23 protein-coding genes are annotated in these 23,988 nt (G+C 71.5%); 14 read left to right on the top strand and 9 right to left on the bottom strand.

Annotated elements, in window-relative coordinates; genetic code table 11:
* Positions 1-52: 52 nt before the first annotated feature.
* From ACFU97_RS27705 to ACFU97_RS27715, 3 genes are all read right to left on the bottom strand, one after another.
* Complete coding sequence (locus ACFU97_RS27705; protein ID WP_384261617.1) at positions 53-694, bottom strand: hypothetical protein; 642 nt, start codon at positions 692-694, stop codon at positions 53-55.
* Entirely contained in the window at positions 682-1,221 is a 540-nt protein-coding gene (locus ACFU97_RS27710) for a SigE family RNA polymerase sigma factor (protein ID WP_108011029.1), read from the bottom strand. Before ACFU97_RS27710 ends, ACFU97_RS27705 begins: the two co-directional genes overlap by 13 nt.
* A gap of 237 nt (positions 1,222-1,458) precedes the next feature.
* Complete coding sequence (locus ACFU97_RS27715) at positions 1,459-2,394, bottom strand: A/G-specific adenine glycosylase (RefSeq protein ID WP_384261621.1); 936 nt, start codon at positions 2,392-2,394, stop codon at positions 1,459-1,461.
* Between the two features lie 167 nt (positions 2,395-2,561).
* Here ACFU97_RS27715 and ACFU97_RS27720 point away from each other — a divergent pair, with 167 nt between their 5' ends.
* Positions 2,562-3,428 (top strand): hypothetical protein, encoded by an 867-nt coding sequence (locus ACFU97_RS27720; RefSeq protein ID WP_384261624.1) that lies wholly within the window; start codon positions 2,562-2,564, stop codon positions 3,426-3,428.
* A 56-nt stretch (positions 3,429-3,484) separates the two neighbouring features.
* Here the strand turns inward: ACFU97_RS27720 and disA are convergent, their stop codons facing one another.
* Positions 3,485-4,609, bottom strand: a complete 1,125-nt coding sequence (gene disA, locus ACFU97_RS27725) for a DNA integrity scanning diadenylate cyclase DisA (RefSeq protein WP_384261627.1) — start codon at positions 4,607-4,609, stop codon at positions 3,485-3,487.
* Positions 4,610-4,689: 80 nt separating this feature from the next.
* On the bottom strand, positions 4,690-6,099 hold the full coding sequence (radA, locus tag ACFU97_RS27730; protein WP_384261630.1) for a DNA repair protein RadA: 1,410 nt from the start codon (positions 6,097-6,099) through the stop codon (positions 4,690-4,692).
* A 218-nt stretch (positions 6,100-6,317) separates the two neighbouring features.
* Here radA and ACFU97_RS27735 point away from each other — a divergent pair, with 218 nt between their 5' ends.
* Positions 6,318-8,021, top strand: a complete 1,704-nt coding sequence (locus ACFU97_RS27735; protein ID WP_384261633.1) for a hypothetical protein — start codon at positions 6,318-6,320, stop codon at positions 8,019-8,021.
* Between the two features lie 41 nt (positions 8,022-8,062).
* On the opposite strand, the gene ACFU97_RS27740 is transcribed toward ACFU97_RS27735, so the two are convergent.
* A complete protein-coding gene (locus ACFU97_RS27740) occupies positions 8,063-8,911 on the bottom strand; it encodes a hypothetical protein (protein ID WP_384261636.1) in 849 nt (282 codons plus the stop codon).
* Positions 8,912-8,982: 71 nt separating this feature from the next.
* Between ACFU97_RS27740 and ACFU97_RS27745 the strand changes: the two genes are divergently transcribed.
* From ACFU97_RS27745 to ilvD, 4 genes are all read left to right on the top strand, one after another.
* The gene (locus ACFU97_RS27745; RefSeq protein ID WP_384261639.1) at positions 8,983-9,915 is read left to right on the top strand and encodes a Ppx/GppA family phosphatase; all 933 of its coding nucleotides are present in this window, start codon (positions 8,983-8,985) and stop codon (positions 9,913-9,915) included.
* Positions 9,916-10,039: 124 nt separating this feature from the next.
* Positions 10,040-10,864: a sugar phosphate isomerase/epimerase family protein gene (locus ACFU97_RS27750; RefSeq protein ID WP_384261643.1), complete on the top strand. Its 825-nt coding sequence runs from the start codon at positions 10,040-10,042 to the stop codon at positions 10,862-10,864.
* Positions 10,861-11,466 (top strand): TetR family transcriptional regulator, encoded by a 606-nt coding sequence (locus ACFU97_RS27755; RefSeq protein ID WP_384261646.1) that lies wholly within the window; start codon positions 10,861-10,863, stop codon positions 11,464-11,466. The genes ACFU97_RS27750 and ACFU97_RS27755 overlap by 4 nt, the downstream gene beginning before the upstream one ends.
* 165 nt (positions 11,467-11,631) lie before the next feature.
* Positions 11,632-13,485: a dihydroxy-acid dehydratase gene (ilvD, locus tag ACFU97_RS27760; protein WP_384261649.1), complete on the top strand. Its 1,854-nt coding sequence runs from the start codon at positions 11,632-11,634 to the stop codon at positions 13,483-13,485.
* A gap of 51 nt (positions 13,486-13,536) precedes the next feature.
* Here the strand turns inward: ilvD and ACFU97_RS27765 are convergent, their stop codons facing one another.
* A complete protein-coding gene (locus tag ACFU97_RS27765; RefSeq protein WP_384261652.1) occupies positions 13,537-15,648 on the bottom strand; it encodes a serine/threonine-protein kinase in 2,112 nt (703 codons plus the stop codon).
* 182 nt (positions 15,649-15,830) lie between these two features.
* On the opposite strand from ACFU97_RS27765, the gene ACFU97_RS27770 reads away from it, so the two are divergent.
* The 7 genes from ACFU97_RS27770 to proC all read left to right on the top strand — a co-directional run bounded on the left by ACFU97_RS27770 (position 15,831) and on the right by proC (position 20,664).
* Positions 15,831-16,181 carry an SH3 domain-containing protein gene (locus ACFU97_RS27770; RefSeq protein WP_384261655.1) on the top strand — a complete coding sequence of 117 codons (351 nt, stop codon included), beginning with the start codon at positions 15,831-15,833 and terminating at the stop codon, positions 16,179-16,181.
* Between the two features lie 23 nt (positions 16,182-16,204).
* Positions 16,205-16,552, top strand: a complete 348-nt coding sequence (locus ACFU97_RS27775; protein WP_384261657.1) for an SH3 domain-containing protein — start codon at positions 16,205-16,207, stop codon at positions 16,550-16,552.
* Positions 16,553-16,602: 50 nt separating this feature from the next.
* Positions 16,603-17,106, top strand: a complete 504-nt coding sequence (locus ACFU97_RS27780; protein ID WP_384261660.1) for an EamA/RhaT family transporter — start codon at positions 16,603-16,605, stop codon at positions 17,104-17,106.
* A 78-nt stretch (positions 17,107-17,184) separates the two neighbouring features.
* Positions 17,185-17,955, top strand: coding sequence for a class I SAM-dependent methyltransferase (locus ACFU97_RS27785; RefSeq protein ID WP_384261663.1), 771 nt, complete (start codon positions 17,185-17,187; stop codon positions 17,953-17,955).
* Between the two features lie 128 nt (positions 17,956-18,083).
* Positions 18,084-18,908, top strand: a complete 825-nt coding sequence (locus ACFU97_RS27790; RefSeq protein WP_384261666.1) for an ABC transporter ATP-binding protein — start codon at positions 18,084-18,086, stop codon at positions 18,906-18,908.
* Positions 18,905-19,699, top strand: coding sequence for an ABC transporter permease (locus ACFU97_RS27795; protein WP_384261668.1), 795 nt, complete (start codon positions 18,905-18,907; stop codon positions 19,697-19,699). Before ACFU97_RS27790 ends, ACFU97_RS27795 begins: the two co-directional genes overlap by 4 nt.
* 152 nt (positions 19,700-19,851) lie before the next feature.
* A complete protein-coding gene (gene proC, locus ACFU97_RS27800; RefSeq protein ID WP_384261672.1) occupies positions 19,852-20,664 on the top strand; it encodes a pyrroline-5-carboxylate reductase in 813 nt (270 codons plus the stop codon).
* A gap of 27 nt (positions 20,665-20,691) precedes the next feature.
* Here proC and ACFU97_RS27805 read toward each other — a convergent pair whose 3' ends face one another.
* The gene (locus tag ACFU97_RS27805; protein ID WP_384261675.1) at positions 20,692-21,282 is read right to left on the bottom strand and encodes a cysteine hydrolase family protein; all 591 of its coding nucleotides are present in this window, start codon (positions 21,280-21,282) and stop codon (positions 20,692-20,694) included.
* Positions 21,283-21,357: 75 nt separating this feature from the next.
* On the opposite strand from ACFU97_RS27805, the gene ACFU97_RS27810 reads away from it, so the two are divergent.
* Positions 21,358-22,413 carry a GlxA family transcriptional regulator gene (locus tag ACFU97_RS27810; RefSeq protein ID WP_384261679.1) on the top strand — a complete coding sequence of 352 codons (1,056 nt, stop codon included), beginning with the start codon at positions 21,358-21,360 and terminating at the stop codon, positions 22,411-22,413.
* Here ACFU97_RS27810 and trpS read toward each other — a convergent pair.
* Complete coding sequence (trpS, locus tag ACFU97_RS27815; RefSeq protein ID WP_384261681.1) at positions 22,305-23,381, bottom strand: tryptophan--tRNA ligase; 1,077 nt, start codon at positions 23,379-23,381, stop codon at positions 22,305-22,307. The two genes, ACFU97_RS27810 and trpS, sit on opposite strands and share 109 nt — an antisense overlap.
* Positions 23,382-23,988: the final 607 nt, after the last annotated feature.

Here is a 23,988-nt window from a genome sequence, read left to right on the forward strand (position 1 = left end):
TCGCGTGCGTACGGCCTGCTGCTGGTGGATCGGTCCGAGCGGCCCGAACGGTTCACGAGGACGGCGACGCGCCGCCCCCGACGGCGCTGCTGTAGTCGTTGCGGGTGTTGAACCGCTTCACGAAGCGGCCCGCGGTCCAGCTGTACGTCGTCACGATCTCGCCGGACGGACTCGACACCGGGTCACCCTTCTCGTACACCTGCTTGGTCACCACCAGGTCGCCGCGGTCGATCTCCGCGTAGACCGGGGGTTCCTCGGCCTGGAACACATTCTCGTACCGACCCCCTTCCTGGCGATACACATACGAGCCGACCCCCACCGCGTCGCCGCAGGTCAGCACGTTCACCACGACGTCGTCGGCCGAAGCGCCGGTCAGGTCGCCGTAGGAGACGTCGATCGGGTACTCGTCGGCGACGCACGGCTTCAGGCCGCGCTTGACCTCCGCCGAGACCGACGGGTCGTCCTTGACCAGCTTGACCGCGTCCACGTGCGCGGGGGCCTTCGAGGAGCTGGGCGTGGGCGAGACGGCGGCGCCGGCCACCGCGTCGGAGGGCGCGTGTGCGGGGCCCTCGTCACGGGCGCCGGTGCCGCCCGTGGCACAGGCGGAGACGAAAAGGGCGAGGGCGGCGAGCACGGCCACCGCCGTGAACGCCGCCTGCAAGGTCCCCCGGCCCGAGTCCGTCAGACCGCGCAACGCTCCTGCTCCCCACGCTCCAGCGCGCGTGCGTCCAGATCGCGGCTCTCCAGCTCCTCACGGAGCCGGGCGAGCGCCCGGTGCAGCGTGCTCTTGACCGTACCGGCCGACATGCCGAGGGCTGCGGCCGTCTCCTCCGTCGACATCTGCTCCCAGTGTCGCAGGACGACGACGCTGCGCTGCTTCGGTGCCAGAACCTTCATGATGTCCATCAGCAGGGCGCGGTCCGCGTGCTGCTCGGTGGAGTCGTCGACCGAGGCGTCCGGCAGCTGCTCGGTCGGGACCTCCTCCAGCTTGCGGGCCCGCCACCACTCGGTACGGGTGTTGATCATCACGCGGCGCAGGTAGGCGTCGGCGAGGCGCTTGTCCGCGATGCCGTCCCAGCGGTGGTACGTGCGGACCAGCGCCGTCTGCAGCAGGTCCTGCGCGTCCACCGGGTCCGGGACCAGCCGGCGCGCGCTGCGCAGCAGCGCGTCCTGCCGGGTGCGGACGTACTCCTCGAACTCGAGCACCTCTCCCTGCGCCATGTCGAACCGCCTCCCGATCCCCGTTCCCGCCGGCCCCTCGCCGTCGGGCTCTTCCTTGTGGCAATGAAGCTACGGAGGCGTTGTCACGGCGCTGTGCGAGCCAGCGCGCGGCTGGCAATCGGCTGTCCGTCGGTTGTGTAACGGACGTAGGAACGGGGTAAACACGCGCACCGAAGTGCGGCGCTATGGGGGGATTTGGTCGGGGGCGGGTCGTGATGTGCGTGAGGTTACGAGGGGTTACGTCAACGGGAGCCGATACAAACCACCGGGAAGCGGCTCCACGAGCCCGTCCGAGACGAGTCCGTCGAGCGCCCGCGCGCGCTGCACCGGCTCGTGCCACACACGGTCGAGCACCGGCTGCGGCACGGGGCCGTGGGCCTCGCGCAGCACGGCGAGCAGCTTGCCCCGCACCTGCCGGTCCGTGCCCGCGTACGTCTGACCGCGCCGTGGCGGCCCCTGGTGCTCGGGCTTGCCCGCCAGCCGCCAGGCGCACTTGTCGGCGATGGGGCAGCGGTGGCAGGACTCGTTCTTGGCGGTGCACACGAGCGCGCCGAGCTCCATGGAGGCGGCGGCCCAGCGGGAGGCCGTGCGCTCGTCCTCGGGCAACAGCGCGCGGGCCAGCTTGCGTTCGGCGGCGGTGGTGGCGTTCGGCGGGTACTGGGCACCGGTGACGGCGCGTGCGAAGACCCGGCGGACGTTGGTGTCGAGTACCGCGTGCCGCTGCCCGTACGCGAAGGAGGCCACGGCGGCGGCCGTGTACTCGCCGATGCCGGGCAGGGCGAGCAGCTGGGCGTGGTCGGTCGGTACGTCCCCGCCGTGCCGCTCCGTTATGGCCATGGCCGCGCCGTGCAGCCGGAGCGCGCGGCGCGGGTAGCCGAGCCGGCCCCAGGCGCGGACCGCCTCGCCGGGCGCCTCCTTGGCCAGGTCGGCGGGGCGGGGCCAGCGGGTCAGCCACTGCTCGTAGACGGGCAGCACACGGCTGACGGGTGTCTGCTGCAGCATGAACTCGCTGACCATCACCCCCCAGGCGCCGGCTTCCGGGAGCCGCCACGGCAGGTCCCGGGCATGCTCCTCGAACCAGTCGATGACGGGGGAGTGGAGGTCCTCGCCGGGAGGGGGCCCGAGGGGGCCGTCGGCGGGGCTGTCGTTCGGGGGCTTCGTTGGCGCAGTCATGGCCCTTCCGATCCTGCCACGGCCAGGGGCGGTTGGGCGGTCGTGCCGCCTGCGGTGCGTCGTGCGGAACGGGTTGGTGTGGGGACCGGGATGATGATCCGGAAAAGTTGCGGAACTGGCGGCGGGTACGGCAAGCGAACGCGCCGATCTCTCGTACAGTTTGCGCCGTGGGATCTCTGCGCAATCCTGTCGGACCGCTCCCCCGCTCCATCTACTGGCGCCGGAGGGCCGTACTCGTGTCTGTGGTCGCCCTGTTGGCGCTGCTGATCACCTGGATCGTGATGTCGGGCGGAGGCGGCGGCAAGAAGGACGGCGGGTCGAACGGCAAGGGACCCGCGTCCACGATCACCGCGGGGCCGTCGGGGTCGGGTCCCGCGATCAGCCAAGCGCCGGGCGGGCGTGACGATTCGAGCGGCGGAGACTCCAGCGGGGCGGGTTCCGGGGGCAGTTCGGGGTCCGCATCCGGCGGTTCCGGGTCGGGCGGTTCCGGCTCGGGCTCCGGTGGCGGGTCCGCGGCCGGCGGCGGTTCCGGGACCGGGGGCACCGAGGGTGCGGGTGGCGGCGGTGCGGCCGGTGTCGGTTCGAGCATCGGGGTCGGCGGGGGCGACACCCTCGCGCCGGGTTCCACGCTCCCCAACTGCACTGCGAGCGCGGTGAAGTTGAGCGTGCGCAGCCTGCACAACACGTACTCGCCCGGCCAGAGGCCCACGCTGCTGCTGACCGCCGCGAACACCTCGCCCTACGACTGCAAGATCGATCTGGGGCCGAAGAGCGCGGTGTTGACGATTACGCAGGCCGGCAGCGACGACGACTTCTGGTCCTCCGCCGACTGCCCCAAGGGCTCCGGCAGCCTGGTGTTCCGGGCTCCTGCGAAGACCGGCATCACCTACACGGTGAAGTGGGACCGCAAGCCGAGCGCCCCGAAGTGCGCCACGCCCCCGGCGGGCTCCGCCAAGCCCGGCACGTACCTGGTGGAGGCCACGGCCCCGGGCTACACCAAGGCCCAGACGTCGTTCTTGCTGAAGGCGGACTGAGGGTCCGGTTGCCGGTCCTGGCAGAGGTTGCGGGACCCGGGTTCGCTCAGACTCGCTCAGACGTAGCGTTCGAGGATTGAGGATTCCGCGAGGCGGGACAGGCCCTCGCGGACGCTGCGGGCGCGGGCCTCGCCGACGCCGTCGACCGTCTGGAGGTCGTCGACGCTCGCGGCGAGCAGCTTCTGCAGGCCGCCGAAGTGCTCCACCAGCCGGTCGATGATCGCGCCCGGCAGGCGCGGCACCTTGGCCAGCAGGCGGAACCCGCGCGGCGAGACCGCCGAGTCCAGCGTCTCCGGCGATCCGGTGTAGCCCAACGCCCTCGCCACCGTGGGCAGTTCGAGCAGCTCGGCGTGGGTGAGCGCGTCGAGTTCGTAGAGCGCCTCGTCGACCGTGCGGGAGCGCTTCGCCGTCGGCTCGGGGACGTAGTCCCGGACCACCAGCTCGCGCTCGGGCTCCACACCCGCGATCAACTCGTCCAGCTGCAGGGCCAGCAGACGCCCGTCGGTGCCCAGTTCGACCACGTATTCGGCGATTTCGGTGGCGATGCGGCGCACCATCTCCAGCCGCTGGGCCACCGCAGAGACGTCGCGGACCGTCACCAGGTCCTCGATCTCCAGGGCCGACAGCGTGCCCGCCACCTCGTCCAGGCGGAGCTTGTAGCGCTCCAGGGTCGCGAGGGCCTGGTTGGCGCGGGACAGGATCGCCGCGGAGTCCTCCAGAACCTTGCGCTGGCCGTCGACGTAGAGGGCGATCAGGCGCATGGACTGCGACACCGAGACGACCGGGAAGCCGACCTGCTTGCTCACCCGGTCCGCCGTGCGGTGCCGGGTGCCGGTCTCCTCGGTCGGGATCGTCGCGTCGGGCAGGAACTGCACGCCCGCCCGCAGGATCTTCGACAGGTCGGAGTTCAGCACGATGCCGCCGTCGAGCTTGCACAGCTCGCGCAGGCGGGTGGCCGTGAACTCGACGTCCAGCACGAAACCGCCGGTGCACATGGGTTCGACCGTCTTGTCGAAGCCGAGCACGACGAGACCACCGGTGTTGCCACGGAGTACCCGCTCGAGCCCGTCGCGCAGTGCCGTGCCGGGAGCCACGGCGCTCAGTGAGGCGCGCATCAGGCCATCGGCACCGGAACTCCCACCGGATTTTCCGGGAGCTGCTGCCCGGTCGTTGGCTGCCACTGCACTCCTCCGGTCGCAGGTTCTGGGCGCCCCCATGTCGCACATTCTGTTCGTACGGACGGGCGAGACCAGGGCAAAGTCTACCGGCGGTCCTCCTCGTCCCGTGGGGCCTCTCGGCGACGGGAGCGCGGAAGGACTCTCAGGGCGTCCCCTATGTCGGCGACTTCCAGGACCTTCATCCCTGCAGGGATCTTGCCGGGGTCGCCCGGAACGAGGGCGTGCGTGAAGCCCAGACGGTGCGCCTCGGCGAGCCGGCGCTGGACGCCCGTGACCCGTCTGACCTCGCCCGCAAGGCCGACCTCGCCGATCGCGACGAGGTTCTTGGGCAGCGGGGTGTCGCTCGCGGCCGACGCCAGCGCGAGGGCGACGGCGAGGTCGGCGGCGGGCTCGGACAGCTTCACCCCGCCGACCGTCGCCGAGTAGATGTCCCGCTTGCCGAGCGCGCTGATCCGGCCGCGCTGCTCCAGGACGGCGAGCATCATCGAGACGCGGGAGGTCTCCAGGCCCGAGGTCGTCCGGCGCGGGGAGGGGATCTGGGAGTCGACGGTGAGCGCCTGGACCTCGGCGACCAGCGGGCGGCGCCCCTCCAGCGTGACCGTCAGACAGGTACCGGGGACCGGTTCGTCACGTCTGGTCAGGAAAAGTCCGCTCGGGTCGGCGAGGCCCGTGATGCCCTCGTCGTGCAGTTCGAAGCAGCCGACCTCGTCCGTGGCGCCGTAGCGGTTCTTGACGCCTCGTACGAGGCGCAGGCGCGCGTGCCGGTCGCCCTCGAAGCTCAGGACGACGTCGACGAGGTGTTCGAGGAGGCGGGGGCCGGCGATGGCGCCGTCCTTGGTGACGTGGCCCACGAGCAGCGTGGACATGCCGCGATCCTTGGAGGCGCGGATGAGCGCGCCGGCGACCTCGCGCACCTGCGCCATGCCGCCCGGGGCGCCGTCGATCTCCGGGGAGGCGACCGTCTGCACCGAGTCGAGGATGAGCAGCGAGGGCTTCACCGCGTCCAAGTGGCCCAGCACCGCGGACAGATCGGTCTCGGCGGCGAGGTACAGATGGTCGTCGAGGGCCTTGATGCGGTCGGCGCGCAGCCGGACCTGGCTCGCCGACTCCTCACCCGTGACGTACAGCGTCGGGTGCTCGTCGCTCGCCGACTTGGCCGCCACGTCCAGCAGCAGCGTCGACTTGCCGACGCCGGGTTCGCCCGCGAGGAGCACGACCGCGCCGGGCACGAGTCCGCCGCCGAGGACCCGGTCCAGCTCGGGCACGCCGGTCGAGCGGGCGGTGGCCTGCCGGCCGTCGACCTGGCCGATGGGCACGGCGGAAGTGGTCACACGGCCCGGGGTGGTCGTACGCACCGCGGGCGTGCCGTACTCGTCGATCGTCCCCCAGGCCTGGCACTCGGGGCAGCGACCGAGCCACTTGGCCGTCTGCCAGCCGCACTCGGTGCAGCGGTAGGACGGGCGGTCCTTGGCGGTCTTGGTACGGGCAGCCATGTCGAGAACCGTAACCGAGGCCACTGACAACGCCGGACGGTGCGACGTGTTCCCCTCGGACGGCCGCCCCCGCTCGCACCGCGAACCGGCCACCGCCGTCAGTAACCGGCCACGGAACGAATCGTTCCTGTACCCGATTGAGGGATCGTTTCACCCGTACGGATTAAATGTCCTCAAGGGGGAAGAAGGGGCCATCCCGAGCCGCCTACGGTCCACGGATGATGAGCAGCAGTCCGGAGACCCCGACCCGCACCACCGGCGCACACCGGGCGCGCCGGGAGGCCCGCGACCGCGCAGCGGCCCGCACGCTGGCTCAGCGTCCGCCCGCGCGCTACGAGCCGTATCTCGACGGCCTGTTCACCTACTGCCTGTCGGTGCTGTGCGACCACGACGCGGCGACCGCCGCCCTCGGCGATGCCCTCGCGCTCGCCGAGCGGCGCCGTGGCCCGGAGGCGACGGGGGACCGCCGGCCGTGGCTGTACGCGCTGGCCCGCTGGTCCTGTCTGCGCAAGCTGGCCGAGGCCAAGCAGAAACGTCAGGGCACCCACGCGGCGGGCCGTGCCGCCTCCGAGCGGCAGCACCCCGGTGAGCCTCCCGTCGCCGAGGAGGTCCAGGAGCAGCGCCGCCGCGAACTCGCCCTGCTCGCCTGGCCGGAGGCCGCCGGCACCACCCCGGAGCAGCGCGAGGCGCTCGAACTCGCCGTGCGCCACCACCTGGCCGCCCACGAGGTCGCCGCCGTGCTCGGCCTCGACCTCGCCGCCGCCCGCGAGTTGCTCGCCTCCGCGGCCTGCGAGGTCGAGCGCACGCGTGCGGCCCTCGCCGTCGTCGAGGCCGGCGGCTGCCCGGGGGTGGCCCGCCTCACCGGGGACAACCAGCTGGTGCTCAGCTCGGCCCTGCGCAAGGAACTCGTGCGGCACGTCGACGACTGCCCGCGCTGCCGCCGCAGCGCCGAGCGCGCGATCCCCGGCCGCTGGCCCGGCGCGATGGTCACGCCCGCCGAACTCCCCGTCCTGGAGGCGCCCCGCGCGGCCCTGCACGTGGCGATCGCGCACCACGCACGCGCGCGTGGCGCCGCTCTTCCGCGCTTCGACAGGCGCGGATTCCCGATGGACCCCAAGGACCGGGCCGCCCGCCGGGACCGCATCCGCGCGCGTGCCGTCACCACGACGGTCGTGGCGACGGTCGTGGCGGCCCCCGTCCTCGCCCTGTGGGCCGCCTACCGCGGCTCACCCGCCGACGCGAGCCCCGACGGCCGCTACCCCACCGCCAGTGAGGCGCACGGCCCCGAGAGCCTGGGCGGCGAGGCGGCGGGCGGCGGCTACGAGAACGCCGGCAACGCCAGCAGCACCCCCGGCGGACGCTTCGGCACGGGCAGCGACCCGGACGTCTCCGTGGAGGTCGTCAGCGTCGCCGGCGCCGGGAGGAAAGGTTCCGGAAGCCTCGACGTCTCGGCCGGCCACCACGGCGACACCACGCTCGTCACCCTCACCGCGACCGGATCCTCACCGGTGCGCTGGTCGGCGTCCACGGGCGCCTCCTGGCTCTATCTGAGCCAGTCGTCGGGAACGCTCGCGCCCGGCGACTCGTTGACGATCAAGGTGTACGTCGACCACCTGCGCGAGCCGTCCGGCCCGTGGAGCGCGAAGGTGGCCGTCTCACCGGCCGGCGCCGTCGTCTCCATCGAGGGCTACGGCAACGCCCCCGGCCCGGGCAGCCCGGACCCGACCAGCCCCTCGGACCCGCCGTCCTCGCCGGACCCGGACCCGACGCCGAGCAGCCCGACGCCCTCCGACCCGCCGTCGAGCCCGCCGCCGTCGTCGACCTCCCCGGACCCCACGCCCGGCGACCCGACCCCGACCGCGCCGACGAGCTCGACGCCGCCGCCCACCGACAGCGGCGGCCCGAGTCCCTCGACGTCGTGAGCGCGGGCCCGGACGGGCGCCGGTTCAGGGGGAGAGCGGTGTCACGGCGCCGGGTCGGCCGGGTGCGGTGCCAGCAGGGGCAGCTGCGAGGCCAGCCGCTCCTCGCACAGCTCGACCAGGCGGTCGTAGCCCGCCTTGCCCATCAGCTCGATCAGCTCCGGCCGGTAGGACACGTAGACCGGGTCGCCCGCGCCGTGCGCCGAGGTCGCCGACGTGCACCACCAGTGCAGGTCATGGCCGCCCGGGCCCCAGCCCCGGCGGTCGTACTCGCCGATCGACACCTGGAGCACCCGGGTGTCGTCGGGCCGGTCGATCCAGTCGTAGGTCCGCCTGACCGGCAGCTGCCAGCAGACGTCCGGCTTCGTCTCGAGCGGTTCGCGGCCCTCCCTGAGGGCCAGGATGTGCAGCGAGCAGCCCGCGCCGCCCGCGAAGCCGGGCCGGTTCTGGAAGATGCAGGAGCCCTGGAAGGGACGGGTCTGGCGGTCGCCGTCCTCGTCCTCGGAGACCCAGCCGTGCTCCATGCCCTCGTCATGGTGCTGCCAGATCTCCGGCGTGAGCCTCGCCACATGCCCGGCGACGCGCTTCTCGTCGTCCTCGTCGGAGAAGTGGGCACCGAGCGTGCAGCACCCGTCGTCCGCGCGGCCGGCCTGGATGCCCTGGCAGCCGCTGCCGAAGATGCAGTTCCAGCGAGAGGTCAGCCATGTCAGATCGCATCGGAAGACCTGCTCGTCGTCCGCCGGATCAGGGAATTCCACCCATGCGCGCGCGAAGTCGAGGCCCTGCTCGTCGGCCTCCAGGTCCTTCTTCGACTTCTTCGTCGTCGCCGACGGCTTCACCTTCGAAGACCCCTTGGCGGACTTGTCCTTCTTCGCCGTTTTCGTCTTTGGCACGGAACCAGCCTACGGCTCCACAGGCCCCATCCCATACGGAGGACCGCCCAGCTGGCAGTAGCGTTCCGTACATGAGACTCGGTGTCCTCGACGTGGGATCGAACACGGTGCATCTGCTGGTGGTGGATGCACACCCCGGCGCGCGCCCGCTGCCCGCGCACTCGCACAAGGCGGAACTGCGCCTCGCCCAGCTCCTCGACGACAGCGGGGCCATCGACTCCGACGGCATCGGGAAGCTGGTCGACGTCGTCCACGAGTGCCTCCAGGCCGCCGAGGACAAGGGCGTCGAGGACGTCCTCCCCTTCGCCACCTCCGCCGTGCGCGAGGCCAGCAACGCCGACGACGTCCTCGCGCGCGTGCGCGAGGAGACCGGCGTGGAACTGCAGGTCCTCACCGGCGCGGAGGAGGCGCGGCTGACCTTCCTCGCCGCCCGCCGCTGGTTCGGCTGGTCCGCGGGCAAGCTGCTCGTCCTGGACATCGGCGGCGGCTCCCTGGAGATCGCCTACGGCATCGACGAGGAGCCCGACGCCGCGGTCTCCCTGCCGCTCGGCGCCGGCCGGCTCACCGCGGGCTGGCTCCCCGGCGACCCGCCCGCCCCGGACTCGATACGGGCGCTGCGCCGCCACGTCCGGGCCCAGATCGCCCGCACGGTGGGCGAGTTCACCCGCTTCGGCACCCCCGACCACGTGGTCGCCACCTCCAAGACCTTCAAGCAGCTGGCCCGCATCGCCGGCGCCGCCCGCTCCACCGAGGGCCTCTACGTCCAGCGGGAGCTGAAGCGGGAGTCCCTGGAGGCGTGGGTCCCGAGGCTGGCCGGCATGACGGTGGCCCAGCGCGCCGAACTCCCGGGCGTCTCCGAGGGCCGCGCGGGCCAGCTGCTCGCCGGCGCCCTGGTCGCCGAGGGTGCCATGGACCTGTTCGAGGTGGACAAGCTCGAGGTCTGCCCCTGGGCCCTGCGCGAGGGCGTCATCCTGCGCCGCCTGGACCACATGGGGTCGGTGTAGCGCCCCCGGGGGCGCGGGGAACCGCGTGAGCAACCAGTCCCGAAACCGCACCCGCCAGTGGCGAAGTCCACAACGACGCATAGGCGCAACACGGCGGCCGATCCCAACCCGTAACCTGTCCAGCATGGCGGAGCCAGTCGTGCGCATCCCGGATGCGAAGGTCGCGCTGTCCACGGCCTCGGTGTACCCAGAATCCACGGCGACGGCCTTCGAGATCGCCGCGCGCCTCGGGTACGACGGAGTCGAGGTCATGGTGTGGACCGACCCGGTCAGCCAGGACATCGAGGCGCTGCGCAGACTCAGCGACTACCACCAGATCCCGATCCTGGCCGTCCACGCCCCCTGCCTGCTCATCACGCAGCGGGTGTGGTCGACGGACCCCTGGGTCAAGCTCCAGCGCGCCCGGGCGGCGGCCGAGAAGCTCGGGGCGAGCACGGTCGTCGTGCACCCGCCCTTCCGGTGGCAGCGCCAGTACGCCCGCGACTTCGTCTCCGGGATCTGGCGCATGGCGGACGAGACGGACGTGCGGTTCGCCGTCGAGAACATGTACCCCTGGCGCTACCGCGACCGCGAGATGCTCGCGTACGCCCCCGACTGGGACGTGACGAAGGAGGACTACCGCCACTTCACGATCGATCTCAGCCACAGTGCGACCGCCCGGGTCGACGCGATGCACATGATCGACCGCATGGGCGACCGCCTCGGTCATGTCCATCTGGCCGACGGCCGGGGCTCGGCGAAGGACGAGCACCTGGTCCCGGGGCGCGGCAACCAGCCCTGCGCCGAGCTGCTGGAGCGGCTCGCCCTGACCGGCTTCGACGGCCACGTCGTCATCGAGGTCAACACCCGGCGCGCGATGTCCGGCGCCGAACGCGAGGCCGATCTGGCGGAGGCCCTGGCCTTCACCCGGCTCCACCTCGCCTCCGCGGTGAAGGTGCCCCGGCCATGACCGACACCGCCTCCCGTCGCCGGGGCCGGCCTCGTCGTACGGAGTCGGTCGACACCCGCGACCGCATCCTCGCCGTCGCCCGCGAGGAGTTCTCCGAACGGGGTTACGAGAAGACGTCGGTGCGCGGCATCGCGAAGGCGGCCGGCGTGGACTCCGCGCTGGTGCACCACTACTTCGGCACCAAGGAGCAGGTCTTCGAGTCCGCCATCGAGGTCGCCTTCGCGCCCGCGCTGGACGCGCCGGCGGCGCTCGCCGACGGCCCGGCCGCCGAGGTCGGCGAGCGGCTGACCCGCTTCATCTTCGGCGTCTGGGAGAACCCCACCACCCGTACGCCCCTGCTGGCGATCGTGCGCTCCGCCGTCAACAACGAGGCGGCGGCCGCCGTCTTCCGCCGCCTGATCGCCTCCCAGCTGCTGCGCCGTATCGCCGCCCAGCTGGACCTGCCGGACGCGGAACTGCGCGCGGAGCTGGCCGCCGCACAGCTCGTGGGGTGCGCGATGCTGCGGTACGTGATCAAGGTGGAGCCGCTGGTGTCGGCGGACATCGAGCAGGTGATCGCGCGGGTGGCGCCGGTGGTGCAGGGACATCTGACCGGTCCGTGAGTCCTGTGCGGCGGCTTCCGGACCCCTGTCAGCAGGGTCCGGCAATCTTCGGCGCCGCCCTGGCGCCCGAGACGTACGTCCCGTATTGCGGACACTGCGTCCCGACCCCTGGATGACGGGCGTAACCTCGTTAGCAGCCCTATCTGTCTGAAGGAGCGAGCGACGATGCCCGAGCTGAGGTCCCGCACAGTCACCCACGGCCGCAACATGGCGGGCGCACGCGCCCTTATGCGCGCCTCCGGTGTACCCGGTGCGGACATCGGGCGTAAGCCGATCATCGCGGTCGCCAACTCGTTCACGGAGTTCGTGCCCGGCCACACCCACCTGCAGCCGGTCGGCCGGATCGTCAGCGAGGCGATCGTGGAGGCCGGCGGCATCCCGCGCGAGTTCAACACCATCGCCGTGGACGACGGCATCGCGATGGGCCACGGCGGCATGCTCTACAGCCTGCCCTCCCGCGACCTGATCGCGGACAGCGTGGAGTACATGGTCGAGGCCCACTGCGCCGACGCCCTGGTCTGCATCTCCAACTGCGACAAGATCACCCCGGGCATGCTGAACGCGGCCCTGCGCCTGAACATCCCGACGGTCTTCGTCTCCGGCGGCCCGATGGAGTCCGGCCGCGCCACGCTCGTCGACGGCACGGTCCGCACGCTCGACCTGGTCGACGCGATCTCCGACGCCGTGAACGACAAGATCTCGGACGAGGACATCCTCCGCATCGAGGAGAACGCCTGTCCGACCTGCGGCAGCTGTTCCGGCATGTTCACCGCCAACTCGATGAACTGCCTGACCGAGGCCATCGGCCTCTCCCTGCCCGGCAACGGCTCGGTCCTCGCGACCCACACGGCCCGCAAGCAGCTCTACGTCGACGCGGCCCGTACGGTCATGGACATCACGCGCCGCTACTACGAGCAGGACGACGACACGGTCCTGCCCCGCTCGGTCGCTACCTTCGCCGCGTTCGAGAACGCGATGGCGCTGGACATCGCGATGGGCGGCTCGACCAACACGATCCTGCACCTGCTGGCCGCGGCCCAGGAGGCGGAGGTCCCCTTCGGCCTGGCGGAGATCGACGCGGTCTCGCGCCGCGTGCCCTGCCTGGCGAAGGTCGCCCCGAACGTCGCCAAGAACCGCACGTACTACATGGAGGACGTGCACCGCGCCGGCGGCATCCCGGCCCTGCTCGGCGAACTGCACCGCGCGGGCCTGCTGAACGAGGACGTGCACGCGGTCCACAGCCCCTCCCTCGCGGACTGGCTGAAGACCTGGGACGTCCGCGGCGGCTCCCCCTCCCAGGAGGCGGTGGAGCTGTGGCACGCGGCCCCGGGCTGCGTCCGCTCGGCCGAGGCCTTCTCCCAGTCGGAGCGCTGGGAGGCGCTGGACGAGGACGCGGCCGAGGGCTGCATCCGCAGCGCCGAGCACGCGTATTCCAAGGACGGCGGCCTCGCCGTCCTCAAGGGCAACCTCGCCGTCGACGGCTGCGTGGTGAAGACGGCCGGCGTCGACGAGTCGATCTGGACCTTCGAGGGCCCGGCGGTCGTCTGCGAGTCGCAGGAGGAGGCCGTCCAGAAGATCCTCACCCAGCAGGTCAAGGAGGGCGACGTGGTCGTCATCCGCTACGAGGGCCCCAAGGGCGGCCCCGGCATGCAGGAGATGCTCTACCCGACCTCGTACCTGAAGGGCCGGGGCCTCGGAAAGGCCTGCGCCCTGGTCACCGACGGCCGCTTCTCCGGCGGCACTTCGGGCCTCTCCATCGGCCACGCCTCCCCGGAGGCGGCGGGCGGCGGCACCATCGCCCTCGTCGAGGACGGCGACCGCATCCGCATCGACATCCCCAACCGCACGATCGACCTCCTGGTCGACGACGCCGAACTGGCCCGCCGCGAGGCCGCGTTGGGCGGCGTCTACGCCCCCAAGAACCGCGAGCGCAAGGTCTCTGCGGCCCTGCGCGCCTACGCCGCGATGGCGACCAGCGCGGACAAGGGCGCGGTCCGGGACGTGTCGAAGCTCGGCTGACCCCCTGCTTCCCGAAGGGGCCGCTCCTCCGGGGGCGGCCCCTTCCGCCTGTCACCAACCGGCGGGATCCCGAGCGTCGACGGAGAAGACGGTGCCGTCGGGGGCGGTGGCGTAGATGTGGGAGTGGGCGAGGACGGGCTGGGGCAGGGAGCCGATCACCACACCGGAGTTGCTCCCGAGCCGGGGCTTGGTCTGCCCGAGGAGCGTGCCCTTGCGGGCGTCGACGGCGAGCAGCCGTCCGTCGGCGGCGGTGACGTACACCCGCGAGCCGTCGGCGGCGGGGGCGGAGCCGCGGCTCACGGATGTCTCGAGGTGCCACAGCTGCCTGCGCGCGCCGAGGTCGACGGCGTCCAGGGAGCCGCCGCCGGCAACCAGGTAGACGACGTCGCCGTACACGCAGGCGCGCACTCCGTAGCGCGGGACGGGCAGTGGCATCCGGCGCACCGTCTTGGAGCCCGGCGTGTAGCGGACGACGGCCTTCGTGCCGCCGGAGGCGTCGTCGCCGGCGAGGAAGTAGACCGAACCGCCCGCGGCTCCCACCGGCTTGAGTTCCCCCTTCAACCGCGCGTCCCAGCGCACGTCGCCCGTGACCGGATCCACGGCGGTGACCACGGTGTGCAAGTCGTCGGTCGTGTTCGCCGCGTAGGCCAGCGGGCTGCCGTCGAACGCCGCGAACTGCGGGCTGCTCTGGCCGGGGATGCGGTGCTTCCACTTCGTCGTGCCCGAGGCGCCGTCCACGCCGGTGACGGTTCCGTCGGCGCCGGTGAGCAGGAGCATGCCGCCCGCACGCTGCAGTCCGCTGTAGGCGGACCCGGTTCCCTGCCAGCGTTCCTTGCCGGACGAGGGGTCGAGGGCGACGAGGCGCCGGGCGTCGTCGGGCAGAGGCTGCACGAGCCCGGCCGCGACCTGCGGCGGTCTGCTCCGCGACGACGTGCCGTCAGAGTGCCGCCACAACAGACTGCCGTCGGCCGGGTCGAGGGCGAAGACCACGCCGGCCTGTCCGCAGACGAGTTCCTCGGCGCCGTACGAACAATGCGGCATGCCCCCGCCGGCCGCCACGGGCTTCGACACCCAGGCACGGAACTCGGCTTCCGCAGTGGGCGAGTTGCCGCCGCGGGACGAGGTGTCGCCGCCTCCGTCCCCACCGAGCAGCCGGGCCGAGACGAGCGCTCCCGAGGCGACGAGGACGAGCGCGAGCGCCGCCAGCGCCGCCCTCTTGCCACCGAGCCCTCCGGCCCGCCGCTTCCCGGGTTCATCCGACTCGGGTTCACGCGGCTCGGATCTCGGCACGTCCCCCGTCCGCTGCGCCGGTATGAAGGCCTGCGTGTCGTACGAGGCCGCCACCGACCGCAGTTCCCGCATGAGTTCGTCGGGCGTCGGCCGGTCCTCGGGCTCCTTGGCGAGGCACCGCAGCATCAGCGGCGCGAGATTCTCCGGTACGCCGGTCAGATCCGGCTCGTCGTGCACGACCTGGTAGGCGACGACGTACGGACTGTCGGAGTCGAACGGCCCCCGCCCCGTCGCCGCGTGCACCAGCACCGACCCGAGCGCGAAGACGTCGGCCGCGGGCCCGACCTCCCGGGGACGCCGGAACTGCTCGGGCGCCATGAACGGGGGAGTTCCGATCAACTTCCCCGTCTCGGTGCGCAGTTCACTGTCCTTTGGCCGAGAGATGCCGAAGTCGATGACCCTCGGCCCGTCGTCGGCGAGCAGCACGTTGCTCGGCTTGAGGTCCCGGTGCACCACCCCGACCCGGTGGATGTCGCGCAGCGCCTCGGCCAGTCCGGCCATCAGCCGGCGCAACTCGGCCGGAGCCATCGGCCCGTTCCGCTTCACATGCTCGGAGAGCGTCGGACCGGGTATGAACTGCGTGGCCATCCAGGGCCGTTCGGCCTCCGGGTCGGCGTCGACGACCGGGGCGGTGAAGGCGCCGCTCACCCGCCGCGCGGCGGCCACCTCCTGCCGGAAACGCCCCCTGAACTCGGGGTCCTTGGCGAACTCGGCATGCACGACCTTGACCGCGAGCTTCATCCCCGAGGTGCTGCGGGCGAGGTGCACCACCCCCATGCCGCCGGAGCCGAGGCATGACTCAAGGCGGTAGTGACCGGCGTACTCGGGAAGTTCCGCTTCCGCGCCCGCTCCGGTGTTTCCCTGTGGCGCCATGGGACCACCCCCGTGCTGTTCGTCCGCGCGCGCGACGCTCGGAGCCTAGTCGATGTGGCGCGTGAGACAGAGGCGGCTTGCTAGTCTCCGCGTGCGAGTTACGTACATGTGTTTCATGGCGTGTTTTAGGGGAATCAACGGGACCCCATGGCAGTCATGGGGACCAACGGGGGAGGTTTTTCATGTCTGTTGACCGCGTCGAATCGACCGAAGGCGGCGAGACGGGGGAGGGGACCGTCACGCAGACGGCCGTCGCGGGCGAGTCCCTCGCCGGGACCGCGTCCGTGCAGACGTATCCGGTCGCTCCGGGCGTCCGCCTCAACGTCCGCAGGGGGCCCGGCACCAACTACCAGATCGTGCGGGTCCTGCCCGAGGGCTCCCGCGTCCCGATCTTCTGCCAGACGCCGGGCACCACGGTGACCGGCCCGTACGGCACGTCGAAGATCTGGGACAACATCGACGACGGCGAGTACGTCTCGGATTCCTACGTCCACACCGGCAGCGACGGCTACGTGGCCTCGCGCTGCGGCTGACCCACGACACTCCGAGGACCGACATGACATCCCGAAGGCGCAGATCCGTCCTGCTCACGGGCGCCGCCGGCGCCCTCCTCATGGTGATCGGCTCCGCGGCCACCGCGAACGCCGCGACGGTCCGTTACTACGACGTCGCGCCCGGCGTCCGGCTCAACGTGCGCGACGGCCCCGGCACCAGTTACAGCATCGTGCGGGTCCTGCCCGAGGGCACGAAGGTCCCGATCTACTGCCAGACGCCCGGAACATCGGTGTCCGGCTACTACGGCACCTCGACGATCTGGGACAACATCAGCAACGGCCAGTTCGTCTCGGATTCCTACGTCCACACCGGCAGCGACGGCCACGTGGCCGACCGCTGCTCCTCCTGACACCCCTCCCGGCAGGGAGCCCGCCCCCGCCCCGGAGCCATAATCGTCCCGTGAGCGACGAAAACGGCACCCCGGCGACCCCCGCGGGCTCCCCTGCCCCCCACCCGGAACCTCTGCGCCTCTTCGGCACCACCTGGGTCGACCACGGCAACGGCTACACCCTGCGCCGGATCGGCGCGACCGCCGGCTCCTTCGTCGCCGCCGTCGTCTCCTGCCTCGTGCTCCGGTTCGCCTACCAGGGACTCCAGATCGCCGACACCGGCGCCTTCGTCACCGTCCTGGTGGTCGCGATGTTCGCGATCTGCAGCGCACTGGCCTTCCGCACCACCTGGGACGCCTTCACCCGCCGCCCCGACCCCGACCGCCAGGCATCGCTCCGCGGCCTGCTGGCCATCGGTTTCGTCGGCTCCCTCCTCGCCTACTTCTTCCGCTCCCTCACCGAGGCGCCCGGCGAGAAACTCCACCGCGAGGAGTACGAGGCGGCCCTCAAGCGGCACGAGAAGCGCAATACCCGCCGCTCGGGCAACCCGTCGAAGAAGCGCCGCCACGGCTGACCTGCCGATCCACCAGCCGCGCTCCCTCCGCACCGAAAATTTGCTGCCCCTTGCACGCAGCAGGTTCACCATGGCCGTATGACGGCCTCCTCACACACCGCCCGCGCCCACTCCTTCAACGCCGCCGCAGCCCAGTACGCCGCGAACCGCCCCTCCTACCCGCCGGCCCTCTTCGACGTGATCGAGGAACTGTCCGGTCGCCCCCTCGCCGGCGCCCGGGTCGCGGACATCGGTGCCGGCACCGGTATCTCGACCGCACTCCTGGCCGCCCGAGGCGCGGACGTCGTCGCCGTGGAGCCCGGTGAGGGCATGGCGGCCGAGTTCCGCCGCGCCCACCTCGACATCCCGATCGTCCGGGGCAGCGGCAACGAGCTCCCCCTCGCCACCGACTCCGCCGACCTCCTCACCTATGCCCAGGCCTGGCACTGGACCGACACCGACCGTTCGGTGCCCGAGGCCCTGCGCGTGCTGCGGCCGGGCGGCGCGCTCGCGCTGTGGTGGAACACGAGCGCCCTCGACGTCCCGTGGATCGACGCGCAGACGACCCGGATGGGACGTCACTTCGGTGCAGACGGCGTCGTCGACCGCAACGGCAGCGGTGTCCGCACCGCACTCGCCGACCCCAGCGGCCGCCTGGAGTTCACCCATCGTCGGGTGCGCTGGAGCCGCCAGGTCCCCGTCGACACCCACCTCGCCAACATCGGCAGCCACTCGATCTTCCTGGTCCAGGGCGAGGAGAGCGCGAGCGTCTTCCTCACCGAGGAGCGCGCCCACCTGCTGACGGTCTTCCCCGACGGAATCGTCGAGGAGACGTACGTCGTCGAACTCCTGGTGGCCAAGGCCGCCTGACCGGGCGCGGCGGTCCGCCCCGCCCCGCGGACCGCCATCCACCCACCCACACACCCTCCACCCGCTGCACGCCCCACACCCCCCACCACCGCTTGACGCCACCCCCACCCAAGAGCATTATTCATCACATGATGAATTACTCTCCGGGCCAACCCGGCGAGCCCGCGGCCGGGTTCGAGCCCGCGGCCGGCGCCGTTCCCGCCATCCGGGCCGAAGGCCTCACCGTCGTCCGCGGCCCCCGCACCGTCCTGCGTGGCCTCGACTTCGCCGTCCCGCGCGGCCAGATCACCGGACTGCTCGGCCCGTCCGGCTGCGGCAAGTCGACGCTGATGCGCGCGGTCGTCGGCACCCAGGCCAAGGTCACCGGCACGCTGGAGGTCCTGGGGAGCCCGGCGGGCCACCCCACCCTGCGCACCCGCATCGGCTACGTCACCCAGGCCCCCTCCGTCTACAACGACCTGACGGTGCGCCAGAACCTCGACTACTTCGCGGCGATCCTCGACCCCGAACGCACCACCACCGACCGCCGCCGGGAGGTCGACCGCGTCCTCACCGACGTCGACATGAACAGCCACGCCGACGCCCTCGCCGCCAATCTCTCCGGCGGCCAGCGCAGCCGGGTCTCCCTGGCGGTCGCCCTCCTCGGCACCCCGGAACTCCTGGTCCTCGACGAACCGACGGTCGGCCTCGACCCGGTCCTGCGCCGCGACCTGTGGAACCTCTTCCACTCCATCGCCGCCGAACGCGGAGCGACCCTCCTCATCTCCTCCCACGTCATGGACGAGGCCGAGCGCTGCCACCGCCTGCTCCTGATGCGCGAGGGCGAGATCCTCGCCGACGACACCCCCGACGCCCTGCGCACCCGCACCGGCTCCGAAACGGTCGAGGCGGCCTTCCTGCACCTGGTCGACGAGGCGGCCGCCGCCGCCCGCGAGAAGGAGACCTCCCGATGACCGCCACGACGCCCACGAGCGGCACCCGGCCGGCGCCGGCCGCGCCCCGCGCCCTCAACGCCTCCCGGACCAACGCCACGGCGGCCCGCGTCCTGCGCCAGCTCCGGCACGACCCGCGCACCATCGCGCTGATGATCGTGATCCCCTGCCTGATGCTGTTCCTGCTGCGCTACGTCTTCGACGGCAGCCCGCAGACCTTCGACAACATCGGCGCCTCGCTCCTCGGCATCTTCCCGCTGATCACGATGTTCCTGGTCACCTCCATCGCCACCCTGCGCGAACGCACCTCCGGCACCCTCGAACGCCTCCTCGCCATGCCGCTCGGCAAGGGCGACCTGATCGCCGGCTACGCCATCGCCTTCGGCACCATCGCGATCATCCAGTCCGCCCTCGCCACCGGCCTCGCGGTCTGGTTCCTGGGTCTGGACGTCGTCGGCAGCCCCTGGCTGCTCCTCCTGGTCGCGCTTCTGGACGCCCTCCTCGGCACCGCGCTCGGCCTCTTCGTCTCGGCCTTCGCGTCCTCGGAATTCCAGGCGGTCCAGTTCATGCCGGCCGTGATCTTCCCCCAGCTCCTCCTCTGCGGCCTCTTCACCCCCCGCTCCAACATGCACCCCGCCCTGGAGGCCATCTCCAACGTCCTCCCCATGTCCTACGCCGTCGACGGCATGAACGAGGTCCTCAGGCACACCGACATGACCGCCACCTTCGTGCGCGACGTCCTGATCGTCGCCGGCAGCGCCCTCCTGGTCCTGGGCCTGGGCGCGGCCACCCTGAGGCGCAGGACGGCCTGAACCGGGTCCGGGGAGCAGCAGCTCACAGGGCGGGATCGCCGACTCCGGGGCGGAGCGCCGCCGACATCCCGCCCACCGGACACCCGAGCCGCCCGACCACCCCCGATGCGAGGATGAACCCGGACGACGCAACCCCCGGAGGGCACCCCGCCATGACCCAGAAAGTCGCAGTCCTCGGCACCGGCAAGATCGGCGAAGCCCTGCTCAGCGGAATGATCCGCGCCGGCTGGGCCCCGTCGGACCTCCTGGTCACCGCCCGGCGCCAGGAACGTGCCGACGAACTCCGAACCCGCTACGGAGTCTCCCCGGTCAGCAACCAGGAGGCCGCCAAGACCGCCGACACCCTGATCCTCACGGTCAAGCCGCAGGACATGGGCGCCCTCCTCGACGAGCTCGCCCCGCACCTGCCCGCCGACCGCCTGATCATCAGCGGCGCCGCCGGCATCCCCACCTCCTTCTTCGAAGAGCGCCTGGCCTCCGGCACCCCGGTCGTCCGCGTCATGACGAACACCCCCGCCCTCGTCGACGAGGCGATGTCCGTCATCTCGGCCGGCACCCACGCCACCGCCGAACACCTCGCCCACGCCGAGGAGATCTTCGGCGCCGTCGGCAAGACGCTCCGGGTCCCCGAGTCCCAGCAGGACGCCTGCACCGCCCTCTCCGGCTCCGGCCCGGCGTACTTCTTCTACCTGGTCGAAGCCATGACGGACGCCGGCATCCTGCTCGGCCTGCCCCGCGACAAGGCCCACGACCTGATCGTCCAGTCCGCAATCGGCGCCGCGACCATGCTCCGCGACAGCGGCGAACACCCGGTCAAGCTCCGCGAGAACGTGACGTCCCCCGCGGGCACCACCATCAACGCCATCCGCGAACTGGAGAACCACGGCGTACGAGCCGCCCTCATCGCCGCCCTCGAGGCCGCCCGCGACCGCAGCCGCGAACTGGCCTCCGGCAAGAAGGACTGACCCACCCGCCCGACCGGGGGCGGCCGTTCACGCGGCCGCCGCGTCCACCACCTCCTTCGTGGTCACCACCCGCGCGAAGCCGCCCCCGTGCAACGACACCGCCGCCGCCTGCGCGACCTCGTCCGCGGTCCGCCGCCAGCCGAACGGTCCCTCCAGGTCGAACGTGTACGTCGCGTCGTACGCGACCACCACGCCGTACCCCAGATTCCCGCCCATCCGGGCCGTCGTCTCCACGCACATGTTGGTCTGGATCCCGGCCAGGACGACCTGCGAGATCCCTTCCGCCTTCAGCCAGGTGTCCAGATCGGGTGTGCCGTAGAACGCCGAGTTCACCGTCTTCGTCACGAACAGCTCGGTCCCCTCGGTCCCCTTTCCGCGCCGCTCCTGCACGTACTCCTTGAAGTCGTTCCCCTCGTATCCCGGCCGCAGCGGCGACCCGGGCTTCAGCGAGTCGTGCCGTACGAACACGACCGGCCGCCCCGTCGACTGCCACACGTCGATCAGCGAAGCGATGTTGTCATCGGCCCCCAGGTTGTTCCGCGGCCCCCAGAAGTCGGTCTCCTCGAAGCCCTTCTGCACGTCCACGACCACCAGCGCTGCGTTCTCTGCGATCTCCATGCCTTCGATCCTGCCGCCGGGAGCACGCTCGCCCCAGAGGGCCAGAAGACAGCGATCGATGGTTTACTGCCAGCCATGGGGAAAGCAGCGAAGAACGCCTACAGCGTCGCCCTCGTCGCCTTCCCCGGTATCCGCGCCTTCGACGTCTCCGTCATCACGGAGGTCTGGGGAACGGACCGCACCGACCGCGGCGCCCCCGCCTTCGACCTGCGCCGCGTCGCCGCCGACACCACCCCCGTCCCCATGCGCGGAGGCATGGCCCTCCACCCGGACCGCACCCTCACCTGGCTGTCCCGCGCCGACCTGATCGTGATCCCGGGCCTCGACGACCACCTCACTCCCGCACCCACCCCCGTCCTTGAAGCCCTGCGCCGCGCACACACCCGCGGCACCCCCATCGCGGCTCTGTGCGGGGGCGCCTTCACCCTCGCTCAGGCCGGCCTCCTCGACGGCCGCCGCGCCATCACCCACTGGAACCTGATCGACCTCCTCCGCGCACACCACCCCCAGGTCACCGTCGTCCCCGACGCCCTGTTCATCGAGGACGACAACATCTGGACCGCCGCGGGCACGGCAGCCGGCATCGACCTCTGTCTCCACCTCGTCCGCCAGGCCCACGGCGCCGAGGCGGCGGCCACCATCGCCCGGTCGATGGTCACCGCGCCCTTCCGCACCGGCAGCCAGGCACAGTTCATCGAGCACCCCACCCCTCGCGCGGACCGCGACGCCGACGCCCTCGCTGCCGTACGCGAGCACGCCCTGCGCCACCTCCACGAACCGCTCACGGTCGCCGACCTGGCCGACCTCGCGGGCATGTCGCCACGCAGCTTCGCCCGCCACTTCACCGCGGAGACCGGCACCTCCCCCCTCCGCTGGCTCCTCGACCAGCGCATCGCCGCAGCCCAGAAACTCCTCGAACGCACCGACCTGCCGATGCCCGAGGTCGCCCGCCGCGCCGGCTTCGGCAGCGAGGTCACGATGCGCCAGCACTTCGCATCGCGCCTCGCCGTCAGCCCACGCGCCTACCGCGCGGCGTTCAGCACGGCACCGGTATCGACCGCGCCGGCCTCGGACGCACCGGCGCCGGACGGACCCGTATCAGAAGCAGCCGGCAGCAACCCGATCGCGTGATAAGCGGCATCCACGGTCGGCCGGGCCATCGCCCGAGCCTTCTCCGCACCATCCCGCAGCACCCCCTCCACATGGCCAGGATCGGCGCACAGCGCACTGTGCCTCTCCTGTACGGGCCTGAGAAGTTCGACCACGGCCTCTGCGGTGTCCTTCTTCAAGGCGCCGTACGACTCATATACACCGGCCAGGGCCTCCGGGTTCCCACCCGTGCACGCCGCGAGGATCTCCAGCAGATTCGCGAGCCCGGGCCGCTCGGCACGGTCGTAGACGACGTCCCGGCCGCTGTCGGTCACCGCACGCATGATCTTCTTGCGCACCACGTCCGGCTCGTCCAGCAGATAGACGACCCCGAGCCCCGACTCGTCGGACTTCCCCATCTTCCGCGTCGGCTCCTGAAGGTTCATCACGCGCGCGGCGACCTCCGGAAGCGTCGCCCGCGGAACCCTGAAGGTGTGCCCGTACCGCTGGTTGAACCGCACCGCCAGATCCCGCGCCAGCTCCACGTGCTGCGCCTGGTCCTCCCCGACGGGCACGTCGTCCGTCCCGTACGCCAGGATGTCCGCCGCCATCAGCACCGGATACGTCAGCAGCGACACCCGCACGCTTCTGCCCCGCGCGGCCTCCTTGGCCGCCTTCTCCTTGTACTGGATCATCCGCCGCATCTCGCCGTCGGTGGCCACGCACTCCAGCAGGTACGACAGCCGCGCGTGCTCGTCCACATGGCTCTGCACGAAGAGCGTGCACAACGCGGGGTCCAGCCCCGACGCGAGCAGCAGGGTCGCCGCCTGCCGACTGAGCCTTCGCACCCGCGCCGGATCGTGCTCCACGGTCAGCGCGTGCAGATCTACGACGCAGAACAGCGCGTCAGCCTGGTACTGGTCGGCCTCGGCCCACCGCCGCATGGCGCCCAGGTAGTTCCCCAGCGTCAGGTGCCCGGTCGGCTGGATCCCACTGAAGACCCGTGTCATCTCTACTCCCTCTCCGTTCGGGCCGCCGTCCCGGACGGCCGCCCCTCGGAGATCCGGAGGAGATACGAAAACGGCCGCCGAGGCGGCGGCCGTTGAGTGCATACGTGAGCGCGGCCGCCGTCAGGCGGCCCACCAGAACTGGGTACACGTACGCGTGGTCATGCCCTCAGACTACGCCTCCCGGGTGCGGCCCGGAGGCGAGTTGACACGCCCAGGCCCGATCCGTAGTGTTCTCCGAGTTGTCCGACGTGAGCGCCGACTCCGGTCGGTCCCCGGACAGCCATTCCGCAAGTACCAACCACTGCTCGACTGCCGTCGATCCGTCGGCCGTTGTTTCATTGGCATGCGTATTTACGAAATGAGGAATCCGCGTTCGAAAGGACGCAGCCGCCCCGATTAGCGCGGGAGGCAGGGAGTCCGCTAAAGTCTCACTCGTCGGAACGGCCCAACAGCCGGAAAGACAAACCCCTCTGACTGGGAATCAGACGCCGAAAGGATCTGATAGAGTCGGAAACACCGAAGGGAAGCGCCCGGAGGAAAGCCCGAGAGGGTGAGTACGAAGGAAGCGTCCGTTCCTTGAGAACTCAACAGCGTGCCAAAAGTCAAC

Source organism: Streptomyces sp. NPDC057616 (genome assembly GCF_042800575.1).
Taxonomy (GTDB): domain Bacteria; phylum Actinomycetota; class Actinomycetes; order Streptomycetales; family Streptomycetaceae; genus Streptomyces.